Annotated in this window: 9 protein-coding genes; 5 read left to right on the forward strand and 4 right to left on the reverse strand. The window is 69.5% G+C overall.

The annotated features are described in order from the left end of the window. Positions 1–51 precede the first annotated feature (51 nt). Positions 52–1,044 (forward strand): NADPH:quinone oxidoreductase family protein, encoded by a 993-nt coding sequence (locus tag ACG83_RS26060; protein ID WP_054568879.1) that lies wholly within the window; start codon positions 52–54, stop codon positions 1,042–1,044. A 79-nt stretch (positions 1,045–1,123) separates the two neighbouring features. Here the strand turns inward: ACG83_RS26060 and ACG83_RS26065 are convergent, their stop codons facing one another. Beyond that, complete coding sequence (locus ACG83_RS26065; protein ID WP_054568880.1) at positions 1,124–1,786, reverse strand: TetR/AcrR family transcriptional regulator; 663 nt, start codon at positions 1,784–1,786, stop codon at positions 1,124–1,126. A gap of 348 nt (positions 1,787–2,134) precedes the next feature. Here ACG83_RS26065 and ACG83_RS26070 point away from each other — a divergent pair, with 348 nt between their 5' ends. From ACG83_RS26070 to ACG83_RS26080, 3 genes are all read left to right on the forward strand, one after another. Beyond that, on the forward strand, positions 2,135–2,971 hold the full coding sequence (locus ACG83_RS26070) for an undecaprenyl-diphosphate phosphatase (protein WP_054568881.1): 837 nt from the start codon (positions 2,135–2,137) through the stop codon (positions 2,969–2,971). Positions 2,972–3,376: 405 nt separating this feature from the next. Continuing rightward, positions 3,377–4,465, forward strand: coding sequence for an ABC transporter ATP-binding protein (locus tag ACG83_RS26075; protein WP_054568882.1), 1,089 nt, complete (start codon positions 3,377–3,379; stop codon positions 4,463–4,465). Continuing rightward, positions 4,462–5,823, forward strand: a complete 1,362-nt coding sequence (locus ACG83_RS26080; protein WP_083473571.1) for an ABC transporter permease — start codon at positions 4,462–4,464, stop codon at positions 5,821–5,823. Before ACG83_RS26075 ends, ACG83_RS26080 begins: the two co-directional genes overlap by 4 nt. A gap of 85 nt (positions 5,824–5,908) precedes the next feature. Here ACG83_RS26080 and ACG83_RS26085 read toward each other — a convergent pair whose 3' ends face one another. Further along, positions 5,909–6,703 carry an N-acetylmuramoyl-L-alanine amidase gene (locus ACG83_RS26085; protein WP_054568883.1) on the reverse strand — a complete coding sequence of 265 codons (795 nt, stop codon included), beginning with the start codon at positions 6,701–6,703 and terminating at the stop codon, positions 5,909–5,911. A 451-nt stretch (positions 6,704–7,154) separates the two neighbouring features. Between ACG83_RS26085 and ACG83_RS26090 the strand changes: the two genes are divergently transcribed. Further along, entirely contained in the window at positions 7,155–7,739 is a 585-nt protein-coding gene (locus ACG83_RS26090) for a hypothetical protein (protein ID WP_152991521.1), read from the forward strand. A 142-nt stretch (positions 7,740–7,881) separates the two neighbouring features. On the opposite strand, the gene ahcY is transcribed toward ACG83_RS26090, so the two are convergent. Continuing rightward, the gene (ahcY, locus tag ACG83_RS26095; protein ID WP_054568884.1) at positions 7,882–9,318 is read right to left on the reverse strand and encodes an adenosylhomocysteinase; all 1,437 of its coding nucleotides are present in this window, start codon (positions 9,316–9,318) and stop codon (positions 7,882–7,884) included. A 241-nt stretch (positions 9,319–9,559) separates the two neighbouring features. Beyond that, positions 9,560–12,268 carry an RND family transporter gene (locus ACG83_RS26100; protein WP_054568885.1) on the reverse strand — a complete coding sequence of 903 codons (2,709 nt, stop codon included), beginning with the start codon at positions 12,266–12,268 and terminating at the stop codon, positions 9,560–9,562. Between the last annotated feature and the right edge of the window lie 398 nt (positions 12,269–12,666).

Raw genomic sequence — 12,666 nt, forward strand, 5'->3', positions numbered from 1 at the left:
CCGCCGCTCGCGGCCGGGCCCGGGGCCGGGGCTGGGGCTGGGGCCGCTGAGATGCGGGCCGCTGTCTGCCGTGAGTACGGCCCGCCGGACGTCGTACGGGTCGAGGAGTTCCCGACCCCGGTTCCCGAGGCGGGCCAGGTCGCCGTGCGGGTGCACGCGGCGGCCGTGAACTTCTCCGACGTGCTGCTGGTCGCCGGTGAATACCAGATCAAGGTGCCGCCGCCGTTCGTGCCGGGTAGTGAGTTCGCCGGGGTGGTCGAAACGGTCGGGGAGGGCGTCACCGGCCTGGCCGTCGGCGACCGCGTCTTCGGTACCGGCATCGTCGGCGGGTTCGGCGAGGTGGCCATCGGCCGCGCCGAGGGTGTCACCCGCACCCCGGACGCGGTCTCCGACGACGTCGCCGCCGCCTTCGGGGTCGCGCACCGCACCTCCTACCACATGCTCCGGTCGGCGGCCGCCCTGGCGCCGGGCGATCAGCTCGTCGTGCTCGGCGCCGGTGGCGGTGTGGGGCTGGCCGCGGTGCAGCTCGGCGTGGCGCTGGGAGCGACGGTGACGGCGGTGGCGTCCTCGGCGCGGAAGCTGGAGGTGGCCGCGGCCAACGGAGCCACCAACCTCATCGATCATCGTTCGACGGACCTGCGCGCGGCGCTGAAGAAGACGCTTCCCGACGGGGCCGACGTCGTGATCGACCCGGTCGGAGGCGACCTGGCCGAGCCGGCGCTGCGTTGCCTGCGGTGGCGCGGCCGGTTCGTCACGGTCGGCTTCGCCGCGGGCACGATTCCGCGGATTCCGCTCAATCTGGTGCTGCTCAAGGGCATCCAGGTCACCGGGATGCAGCTGCGCGACTTCGGAACCCACGCCCCGGAGGAGATGCGGCGCAACGAGCGGGAGCTCATCGAGCTCTTCGCCGCCGGCAAGGTCAGTCCGCACATCGGCGCGACCTTCGCCTTCGAGGAGAGCGCCGCCGCTCTGCGCTACGTGGCCGACGGTCATGCGATCGGAAAGACGGTTCTCCGCATCGCCGGCAACGACGGCCAGGGCTGACCAGGGCTGACCGACTCCAACCTGCGCTGGCCCCGGCAACGGCCGGGGTCAGCGCCAGCGGAACCGCCCTGGCCGGACATCACTCGCCGCGGGCTGCCGGTGGGTGTTCGATGACCGCGACGCAGAAGTCGACGAGGTGGCGCTGCTCGTCCTCGTCGGGGATCGTGCCGGGCTCCACATGCCGCTGCATCGTGCCGAGCACCGCGTCCTGGATCACCCGGGCGTCGAGGTCCGGCCGTGGGCGGCCGGCCGCGGTCAGCGGAGCGATGAGCAGGTCGCCGAGCTGCCCGTCCAGGGTGGCGCGCCCCGGAGCGGACTCGCCGGCGCGGGCGAGGAGCCGGTTCACCGTGGTGCCCTGCTGGGCCACGGTCGGCCGGGTGATCTGCGCGATCATGCCTTCGACCCAGGCGGTCAGCTGGTCGACCGGCTCGGAATGCTTCGCCATCTGGTGGCGCAGATAGGAGTTCACGAGCATGATCCCGCGCTCCAGCACGGCGTGCATCAGCTCGTTCTTGCCGGCGAAGTACCGGTAGAAGGTCTGGTTGGACGTGCCGGCCTCGGCGACGATGTCGGCGACTTTCGGCTCGGCGGGCGAAACACGTACCGCGACCCGCAGCGCGGCGTTGAGGATCTGTTCGACCTCACTCAACGCATCCCGCTGGTGGCGGTTCAGCGCACGGTCGACCGCGGCACGCACCGACGTCGGCACATCGTGCCATTCCACTCCGGTAGTGTCGCTCACGTCGCCGTCCTTTGGATGCGGGATGGAACAGGCGCGGAATTTTCTTCTGTTCCACGCAGAAGTATATTCTGCGCCGCGCCGGCGGAGGGCCTCCCGCGGGTTGGGAGCGGCAGGTGGGCGCAGGCCGCACGACAGGCCGCGGCGCTGCCGGCCGTGGTGGTCGCTGTCCGCGCTGATGCCGCTGCTCGCGGGCGTCTGCTGCTTGTCGTGGCTGGTCGTCGGCCTGGCTGTCCGCTGAGACCAGCCCGTGGAAGCAGCCCGTGGCGGACCCGGTGCGAATAGCTGATCTTTCCCGGCATACACTTCTGCCGTCCGCTGGCCGGAGGTGGGCACCGAGGAAGGACTTGGATGAATATCGTCGAAGCGGTTTTCTTCGGTGCGGTCGAAGGGCTGACCGAGTTTCTCCCGATCTCCAGCACCGGTCATCTGACGATCATGGAGAAGGCGCTCGGTTACGAGATCGACAGCCCGGACATCACCGCCTTCACCGCGATCATCCAGGTTGGTGCGGTCTTTGCCACGCTGTTGTATCTCCGGCACGATTTCCGGCGCATCATCGCGGCCCTGGGCCGCGGGGCGACGCGCCCGGCGTACCGGGATCATCCGGACTTCCGGTTCGGTGTGGCCGTGATCGTGGGGTCAATTCCGATCGGGATCGTCGGGCTTCTGTTCAAGGACCAGATCGAGACGACTCTGCGGAGTCTGTGGTTCGTCAGCCTCGCGCTGGTCGGGTGGAGCGGGGTCATGGCCTATGCCGACCGCGTTGCCACCCAGAAGCGCCACGAGGACGACGTCACCTGGAAGGACACCCTGGTCATCGGGGTCGTCCAGTGCATGGCCCTGATTCCCGGGATCTCGCGTTCCGGCTCGACGATGTCGGCCGGTCTGCTGCGCGGGATCGACCGCGTCACGGTGACCCGGCTGTCGTTCTTCCTCTCCATCCCCGCGCTTTTCGCCGCGGCGCTGCTCCAGGTCGTCACCGAGTCGGCCAACATCTCGAACGGTGTCGGCTGGACCATGACCATCACCGCGACGGCGGTGAGTTTCGTGACCGCCTATTTCGCCATCTCCTGGCTGCTCAAGTTCGTCGCGCGGCACAGCTACAGCGTCTTCATCATCTACCGGCTCGCCCTCGGCAGCGTGCTGCTCTTCCTGCTGGGAACCGGCCTCATCTCGGCCACCTGATCTCGGCCACCTGACGGCGGGGCGGCCCGCGGCGGGGTGGCGGGCGCTGCCGCTGCCGCCGAGCGAGGCCGGCGGGGCGTGGTGGCCGGTGCGACGAGAATCCTCAGGTCTTCGCGACACCGCTCGCCCGCTGCCTGCCCAGCGGTGGCGGGCAGCCGGCACACCCGCGTTTCGATCGGTTCTGGTGGGCGGTCAAACGAAACACGGGCTGATTCCACGAACGACTGCCCAGCTCGGGCCAGTGAATGGATGAATGAGCGGATAGGCCTGGTTCGACGCTGTCTCGGCGGCCATCCGCGCCTGCGGCGCACGACCGGTCGAGCGGCGATTCGATATCAAAGTGGCAGAACTTTCTGCCGTTACGATGTCATCGACCGCGCGTCGGGGGCGATCCGGAGGTGGCTGATGGCGAACAGACGTCTGGAGATCGACGGCGTTCGCAAACGCTACGGCGAGGTGACCGCTCTGGACGGCATGACCTTTGAGGTGCGCGCCGGGGAGCTTTTCGGTTTCGTCGGCAGTAACGGCGCTGGCAAGACGACGACGATGCGGATCGTGCTCGGGGTGCTCGCGGCCGACGCGGGTGAGGTCCGCTGGGCCGGTCGGCCGGTCGACCTCGCCGTCCGTCGCCGGATCGGCTACATGCCGGAAGAGCGGGGTCTTTACCCCAAGATGAAGGTCCGGGACCAGATCGTCTACCTGGCCCGGCTGCACGGGATGCCGGCCGGGGCCGCCCGACGCAGCGCCGAGGCGTGGCTGGAGCGGCTCGGTGTGGCGGCACGGCGCGACGACGAGGTCCAGAACCTCAGCCTCGGCAACCAGCAGCGGGTTCAGCTCGCCGCGGCGCTCGTCCACGACCCGGAGGTCCTCGTGCTCGACGAGCCGTTCTCCGGCCTGGACCCGGTCGCGGTCGACGTGATGAGCCAGGTGCTGCGCGAACGCAGCGCGGCCGGGGTCCCCGTGGTGTTCTCCAGCCACCAGCTGGAGCTCGTCGAGCGGCTCTGTGACCGGGTCGGCATCGTCGCGTCGGGCCGCATGGTCGCCTGCGGCACGGTGGATGAGCTGCGCAGGGCCGGGACCGAGCAGATCGTGGTGGAGGTGCCCGGCGCGCCCGCCGGGTGGGCGCTCGACCTGCCAGGGATCACCGTCCGCCACACCGAGGGCGACCGGACGACCGTCGATCTCGCCCCGGGAGCGGACGATCAGGATCTGTTGCGCCGGGCGCTGGCGGCCGGGCCGGTGCGCGAGTTCCGCCGCCGCAGGCCGACGCTGGCGGAGCTGTTCCGCTCGGTGACCACTGTCCCCGCCGCGGCCACCGTGGCCACCGTCCCCGCTGCGGCCGGTGGCTCCGCCGGCGGGCCGGGTGACGTCCCGAGCCCTGCTGGGCGGGCGGGGCCAGCTGGGCTGACTGGGCCAGCCGGGCGGGCTGGGCCTGCCGGGCTGGCGAGCTCCGGCAACGACGTGCGGGCGGCGGATGAGGAGACGGCGGTATGAGCACCGGAGCCGACGGCGGGTCCGGCGGAGACAGGGGACAGCTCCCCAGCGTCCCGACGCAGGGTGGCACGCCGCCGGACGACCGTGGGGCGTGGGTGACCGGGCCGCCGGCCGCCTCGGCGTCCGGACGGGCGGCCGCCGAGCCGCCCGAGCACGGCGGGTTCCCGCCCTTGGCCGCCTGGGTGGTGGTGCGCCTCGTCGCCGGGCGGGAGCTGGCCATCCGGCTGCGCTCGAAGGTCTTCGTGATCACGACGGCCGCGTTCCTCGTGCTGCTGGTCGGCGCTTCGGTGGTGATCAGCATGCTGGGTGGGCACGAGTCCGCGAAGTCGGTCGGTCTCATCGCGGCGGAGTCCGTGCTCGCCGATCCGCTTGAGGCCGTCGCCGACGGCCTGGGGGTCGACGTCGCGACCCGTGAGGTGCCCGACGAGGCCACCGGTCTGCGTGAGGTCTCCGACGGTGATCTCGACGTGCTGGTGACCGCCGCTCCGAGCGGTCTGCGGGTCGCGGTCAAGGAGGAGCTGAGCGAAGACCTGCGCGGGGTGCTCGCGGTGCTGGCCCGGCAACAGGTGCTCGACAACGAGATCAGCGTGCTCGGCGGGGACCCGGCCCGGGTCAACGAGACCGTCGCCGCCGCCGGCCTGGACGTCGCGGAGCTCGACCCCGTACCGGATGACCAGGACGAACGGCTCTTCCTGGGGCTGGCATCGGCGTTCCTGATCTACATGGGCCTGATGCTCTTCGGACCGGCGGTCTCGCAGGGCGTCGTCGAGGAGAAGTCGAGCCGGGTCGTGGAGCTGCTGTTGTCGACGGTCCGGCCGTGGACGCTCATGGCGGGCAAGGTCCTGGGCATCGGGCTGGTCGCGCTGATCCAGATGGTCGTGATCGCCGGCGGTGGGCTTGTCGCCGCGCTGACCACCGGCGCGCTCGAGCTGCCGTCCAGCGAGGCGACCGGCACCGTCGTCTGGTCCGTGGCCTGGTACGTGATCGGATTCTTCCTGTACGCGCTGCCGTTCGCCGCGGTCGGCGCGATGGTGTCCAGGCAGGAGGATCTCGGCGGAATCTCCAGCCCCATCGTGCTGGCGCTCATCGTCCCCTGGGTGGTCGGGGTCTCGATTGTGCCCGGTGATCCCGACAACGGCCTGGTCGAGATCCTCTCCCTGGTTCCGTTGTTCTCTCCGCTGCTCATGCCGATGCGTATCGCGCTCGGGGTGGCGCCGCTCTGGCAGCTCGTCCTGTCCGTGTTCCTGGCCCTGGCCCTGATCGGCCTGCTCATCCGGATCACCGGCCGGATCTACCACAACGCGGTCCTCCGAACCGGTGCCCGCGTCGCGTTCAAGGAGGCCGTGCGCCGGGCCTGAGCGGCCTGTGTCCCCGGAGTCCGTCGTGTCCCCGGGGTCCCCAGGCCGTTCGAAGAGCAGAGGATTCTCGTCTTCCCGCAGTCCGCTAAACCTGGCGGTTCATGCCGGTGAGCACATATCCGATCTTGCGCCAGGTGTTGGGGCCGCAGACGCCGTCGTCGGGAATGCGTCCGAACCATGGCGTGGCATAGCGCTGCACGGCCGCCACCCGCGCGGTCGTCAGTGGGCCGTACACCCCGTCGGGGACGAGCCGGTAAGGGTCGCCGGATGTCGCCTCGTGACCGAAGATGATGTTCAGTGCGTTCTGGAGGGTGACGACCTCGGGCCCGCGGGACTTCTCCCGCAGGGTCGGCATGCCCGCGTAGCGCTGGCGGGGGTCCGCCAGCGTTGCGGGGCCCAGCGCGGCCGCCAGGATGTCTCCTCTGCGGTTGGCCCGGATCTCCCCGGGGCAGGAATGCGCTCCCCACGCCGCGCCGCCCATGCGGTGGGTGCCGAGCCCGTAGCCGTTCACCGAATCGGTGATCTCAGCCCGCCAGCCGAATTCGCGGATTCCCCACGCGAAGAACTCGCCGAGCCGGGTGATCTGGATCGGTGTGTAGTCCTCGGTGTCGTACCCCTCGCACTCGACACTGATCCAGAACGAGTTTCCCGCGGCCTGCGCCCAGGCCCGGCGGTCGAACGGGACGTACTGCTCGAACTCGCCCGTCTTCGCCAGCCACAGATGTGCGCTCACCTCGCTGGCCGGGTTGTCGAACCATCCGAACAACGATCCGTTGCCGACCTGGACGTGCGGAATCAGGCCGCGGGTCGGCTGCGTCATGGTGCCCGAGGTGTTCCGGACCGGGCGGTAGGCCGCAGGTGGGTAAAGGGTGGTCGCCATCGTCAGTCCCGGCTGTCCGTCGGCGTCGCTTCCTGGGTTCTCGGGCCGGTCGGCATTGCCGGTTCCAACTGCCGTGGGTCTTGGCGAGTCACGTTTCCTCTTGTTCCCCAGATGTCTGCCGGCACGCGTGGCGCCTGCCCGGCCTGGCCTGCATGGCTCTGAGGGATTCCTACCGCTACGCTTCAGGCGCGCCGCATCTGGGTCATTCACGTCATGAGGTGGATGCCGCCCGTAAGTGAGCACCGACATCCTATTTCTGACAGATTATGAGGATTGTCATGCTTGCCAGGTGGTTCCGCGGCGCGTGCCGGCGGCGGAGCCGGGTGACGGGGTGTCGGGGCTGCTGTCGTCAAGACGACAGCGTGTGTGTTGCCGGGCAGCTGGGCGTCGACGTCCGTCCGACATGTTTGTCTGACTCCCTGTGCAGGGAGAGGTGTTCACGGTGACAGTCATGCGATCAGTTCGGATCGGCAGGATGGGGCTCGCCGCTGTTCTGACCGTCGTGGGCGCGCTCGCGGTGGCCGGTCAGCCGGCCGCCCAGGCGGGCGGCACGCCGGCAGCCGAATGCCCCGGCGGGCGGGAGTACACGGTGAGCGCCCCGGGCGATGAGCCGGATGCCGGCGCACCGGTGCAACTCGCCGCCGGGTACTACGCGCAGACGGCCTCCTTCTGGCCGCCGCGGTCCGCCATCCTGTGCGAGACGGGCTCGGGCCGGGCCCAGCCGAGCGCGGGGGTGGCCGGGTCCAACGACGTGGGCTGCGGCAGTGGGGCCCGCGAACTGCTGGTACCCGACGAGATTCCGGCCGGCTTCGAGTCCGCGGAGGTGGCGCGCTCCGGGGCCTACCTGCCCGCGGGCTGGTACACGCTTGCCGCAGAGCTGGACGCGTCGGAGCTGGACGCGCAGGCCGCTGGCAGTGCCGGCACCGCGCGGTCGGCGCACGCACCGTCACATCGACACTCGAAGATCACCTGGACGGCGGTGTGCTGGTACCGCACGGCCCCGCCCGCCGCTACGCCTGACCCCAGCGAAGCCTGACGCTGTGAAGCCGGAGGCGGCGGAGCCGGAGGCAGCGAGGCCGGAGGCGGCGAAGCCTGACGCCGTGCAGCCTGACGTGGGGTGACGCGACGAGGGCCGCCCCCCGGGAACGGGGACGGCCCTCGTCGTGGAGCCTGGAAGATCAGTAGCGGTAGTGGTCCGCCTTGTAGGGGCCCTCCACCGGGACACCGATGTAGTCCGCCTGCTGCTTGGTCAGCGTCGTGAGCTTGACGCCGAGTGCGTCCAGGTGCAGCCGGGCGACCTTCTCATCGAGGTGCTTGGGCAGGATGTAGACGCCGACCGGGTACTGGTCGGTCTTGGTGAACAGCTCGATCTGCGCGATCACCTGGTTGGTGAAGCTGTTCGACATCACGAAGCTCGGGTGGCCGGTCGCGCAGCCGAGGTTCATCAGCCGGCCTTCGGCCAGCACGATGATCGAGTGCCCGTCCGGGAACACCCACTCGTCGACCTGCGGCTTGATGTTGACCTTCTCGATGCCTTCGACCTTCACCAGGCCGGCCATGTCGATCTCGTTGTCGAAGTGGCCGATGTTGGAGACGATCGCCTGGTGCTTCATCGCGGCCATGTGGCTGGCCATGATGATGTTGAAGTTTCCGGTGGTCGTCACGAAGATGTCGGCGATCGAGACGACGTCCTCGAGGGTGGCGACCTGGAAGCCGTCCATCGCGGCCTGCAGGGCGCAGATCGGGTCGATCTCGGTGACGATGACGCGGGCACCCTGGCCGCGCAGTGCGTCCGCGCAGCCCTTGCCGACGTCGCCGTAGCCGGCGACGACCGCGACCTTGCCGCCGATGAGCACGTCGGTCGCCCGGTTCAGACCGTCGATGACGGAGTGGCGGCAGCCGTACTTGTTGTCGAACTTCGACTTGGTGACCGAGTCGTTCACGTTGATCGCGGGGAAGGCCAGCGTGCCCGCCTTCGCCATCTCGTACAGCCGGTGGACGCCGGTCGTGGTCTCCTCCGTGACGCCCTTGATCGAGGCGGCGGCCTCGGTCCAGCGGCCCGGCTTCGCGGCGATCGTCTGGCGCAGCGTCTCCAGGATGATCGCGTACTCCTCGGAGTCCGCGGTGTCGGTCGCCGGCACGGCGCCCGCCAGCTCGAACTCGGCGCCCTTGTGGACGAGCAGGGTCGCGTCACCGCCGTCGTCGAGGATCATGTTCGGGGCGCCGCCATCCGGCCAGGCCAGCGCCTGGTCGGTGCACCACCAGTACTCCTCGAGGGTCTCGCCCTTCCAGGCGAAGACGGGCACGCCCTGCGGGTCGTCCTTGGTGCCGTTCGGCCCGACGACGATCGCGGCGGCCGCGTGGTCCTGGGTGGAGAAGATGTTGCAGGAAACCCAGCGGACGTCGGCGCCAAGCGCGACCAGCGTCTCGATCAGCACAGCGGTCTGGATGGTCATGTGCAGGGAACCCATGATCCGGGCGCCCTTCAGGGGCTGGCTGGCGGCGTACTCCGCGCGGGTAGCCATCAGCCCGGGCATCTCGTGCTCGGCAAGCCGGATCTCCTTGCGGCCGAACTCGGCCAGCGCGAGATCCGCGACCTTGAAGTCGAAAGTCATGCCTTCTCCTCGTTGCGCTCGGATGGCTGCCGAGCCTCTGTGGCGGTGTCACGTTCCGCTGCCGGCCGGCTCTGTGACCGTCATAGGCAGACGGCGGTGTGAGCTTTGAGCGTGCCATAGGCGTGAGGAACCGCGAAGACCCGGCCCGGTCGCGTCACATCGGGCCGGGTCTTCACCGGATAGCGCGTTGTCCCGCGTCACGCGGAGCGAGCCGCCGCACTGTTTCGCGCGCTCGAATGTCTCAGCTCTCGGCTGTGTCACCAGCCGTGGGCCTGGCTGTGTCACCAGCATTGGGCTCGGCTGTGCCACCGGCACTGGCGTCGGCACTGGGGCTGGCACTGGGGCCGGCCACGTCGTCGGCCGGCGCGGCGGCTGCCGGCACCACGGCCGCCGGTGCCACGGCCGCCGGTGCCGCGGAGGCCGGTGCGGGGGCGTTCGGCACCACGGAGGCCGGCACCACGGAGGCCGGCACCGGCGCGGCGGGGCTGGTGCCCGCGGGCACCAGCTGCGGGCCGCGGTAGACCCAGCCGCGTTCGTCCGCCCACAGCAGCAGCGGCGGCAGCACGATCAGCGCCGAGAGCAGGGCCACCCCGACGTTGAGAGCCACCACGAGGCCGAAGTCGCGCAGCAGCGGCAGCGAGCTGAACGCCAGGACCACGATTCCGATCACGGCGGCGAGCGCCGAGACCATGAAGGCGACTCCGGTCCGGGCCGCCGCCTCCTCGGTGGCTGCCAGCGGGTCCCGTCCACGCTGTCGTTCTTCGACGTGCCGCATGACGATCAGCGTGGTGAACTCGGTGCAGAGCGCGATCACGAGTGGTCCGCCGACCGCGGTGAGCGGGCTGAGCTCGAAGCCCGCGAGCCGGGAGATGATGGCCGTCAGACCCACCGCGATCAGCACCGGAACCACCGACACCACCGCGCGGACGATGTTCAGGTGGCGCAGCAGCAGGATGATGAAGACGCCGATCAACGCGAAGTAGGTCAGCTCCACGCGGTTCTTCTCGAAGTTCTCCAGCAGCCCCGTGCCGACGACGGCGAGACCCGACGGTGTCGCGCGGATTCCCTCCGGGGGGGTGACCGTGTCCCGGATGTCGTTCACGACGACGGCGCGTTCCTCCAGCGCTCCCGGCCCGGTGCGGAAGATCAGGTTGAGTGCCTTCCCGTCGATGTCGACGGTGCTCTTCCTGATCGGTTCCGGTGTGACGTCATACGCCAGCTGGATGTCTTTGCCGGTCGGCGCGAGCAGGGTGGTGTTCGGCACCTCCATGAGGAAGCTGACCGTGGTCACCAGGCTCGACGCCGTCAGCAGCTCGTTGGGGTGCTCGTCGAGCTGCTGGTAGGCGAGGTCGTGGACGAACTTGACGGTCCTGTCGTCGAAGATGTCGTCCGACTGGATGAAGATGCCCAGCTCGCTGCTCGAACCGGTCTGCGCCTTGAGGTACTGGATGTCGTGCACGACCTGGGAGTTCTGGTTGACCCACTTCTCCGGGTCCGTCTGGACCTTGAGGTCACCTTCGACGACGAGCCCGCCGGCGAAGATGCCGGCGGCGATGACGACGAGCGGGATCGCGGCCAGCCGGGGCAGGGATCCGAGCCAGACGACGGTGTGGCCGAGCGCGCCGCGTGAGGCGTCCTTCGGCGCGGTGGGGGAGCGGCGCTCCCGGAAGCCGAGCGAGGCGGTGCTGAGCAGCACGGTCGCGAGGACGATGACCGGCAGTCCGATGGCGAGCAGGACACCGAAGTCACGGATCATCGGGACCTCGCTGAACTCCAGCGCGAGGAAGGCGACGATACCGGCGACGGTGGCCAGCGCCAGCGCCGGCATGAGGTGGCCCAGCGCCGCCGCGACGGGTTCCCGGGCCCGGTCGAGCTGCGCTTCCTCCTGGACCCGGCTGTGTAGCTGAACGGCGAAGTCGATGCCGACGCCGAGCAGGACGGGCATGCCGGCGATGGTGACCACCGAGAGCGGGATGTCCAGGTAGCCGGCCAGCCCGAAGGCCCACACCAGCCCGATGCCCACGACCGCCAGGGGCAGCAGCCGCCAGCGGACGGCGAACGCGACCAGCAGCAGCGCGGCCATGATGAGGAGCGAAATTCCACCCAGAGTGAGGAAGCCGCCGCGCAGGTAGTCGTTGATGTCACGGAGCAGGACCGATGCGCCGGTGGTCATGACGTCGGCGTTGTCGAAGGCCAGCCCGTTCATGGCGTTCTCGACCGCGGTGGCGCCCTTGCCCTCCTCCTTGATCGAGGCGTTTCCGGTCAGCCGCACGATCATCTGCGCGTTCTTGTCGGTCGGGAAGAAAGACTGCAGTGACTTGCGGATGGCCCCGGAGTTGTCGTGCAGCAAGAAATCGACCCAGGCCGGATCGTCGAACGTGCGCTGATCCTGGGGAATCGCGTTCGCCCGCTCCAGCGTCCGCAGCGAGTCGGCGAGCCGAACTGCCTGGGACTTCGGGTCGGGATCACGCTGCTGCGCCGCCAGGAGGATCTTCCCGGCCGCGCTGTTGATGATTTGACCGTCCGAGCTGGTCACGAGATTCGCGGTGAACTGGAGCGCCGTGAGCGGCGTGATCACGCTCTCGATGCGAGGGTCCTTCTCCAGGGTGGCCGACAGATCCCGGAACTTCTTGACATTGGCGGCGGTGAAGAGATCGACCAGGTCGGCGTCGGGCTTCGTCGTGAAGAGCGTGATCATCGCCTGGCCGCCGAAGAGGTCCTGGTAGGCGACGTTGTCCTTCGCGACCTGCGAGTCCGCGTTGAGGTAGTTCTCCTGACCGGTGGTGAACTCCAGCCTGGTCAGGCCAAGTCCGAGTGCCACCGTGACGATCGCGGTGACGGCTGCGACCAGGCCGGTACGGCTGCCGACCACCCGCCCGACGCCGAACCAGAAACGGGCCGTGCCGCCTGGTCGGGAAGACCTGTCAGACGGCACTGACGAACTTGGCATCAAGTTGCTCCGGGATCAGCGTTGCGCTCGGTGCACCCCCATAGGGGAACACCCGAGACGGTTTCCATGGTGTATAACGCACATCACATCCAGGAGCCGACCCCTGGCGTACGGCAATCCTTCCGGACCGGAGTCGAACCGGGACCCGGACAGACCGTACGTGCCAGCAGGTAGTCGTTTCTGTCGCGCACCGTGGTGGTTTGGTCCGGGCGGGCACAATTACCTGTGGCGGTGGTGGGGCCGGCGCCCCGATCGGGCGATTGATCTGGCTGAACCGACGTCCGGGCCGCCCGGAGGCGGGCGGACGTCCAGCCCGTGACGGACTGCGCGTGGGCGGGCCGCCGGCGCCCCAGCGGCCATGAGCGGGTGCTGGGGGAAGTGTGCCGTGGGGCGCCGGG

The organism is Frankia sp. R43 (assembly GCF_001306465.1).
Taxonomy (GTDB): domain Bacteria; phylum Actinomycetota; class Actinomycetes; order Frankiales; family Frankiaceae; genus Parafrankia; species Parafrankia irregularis.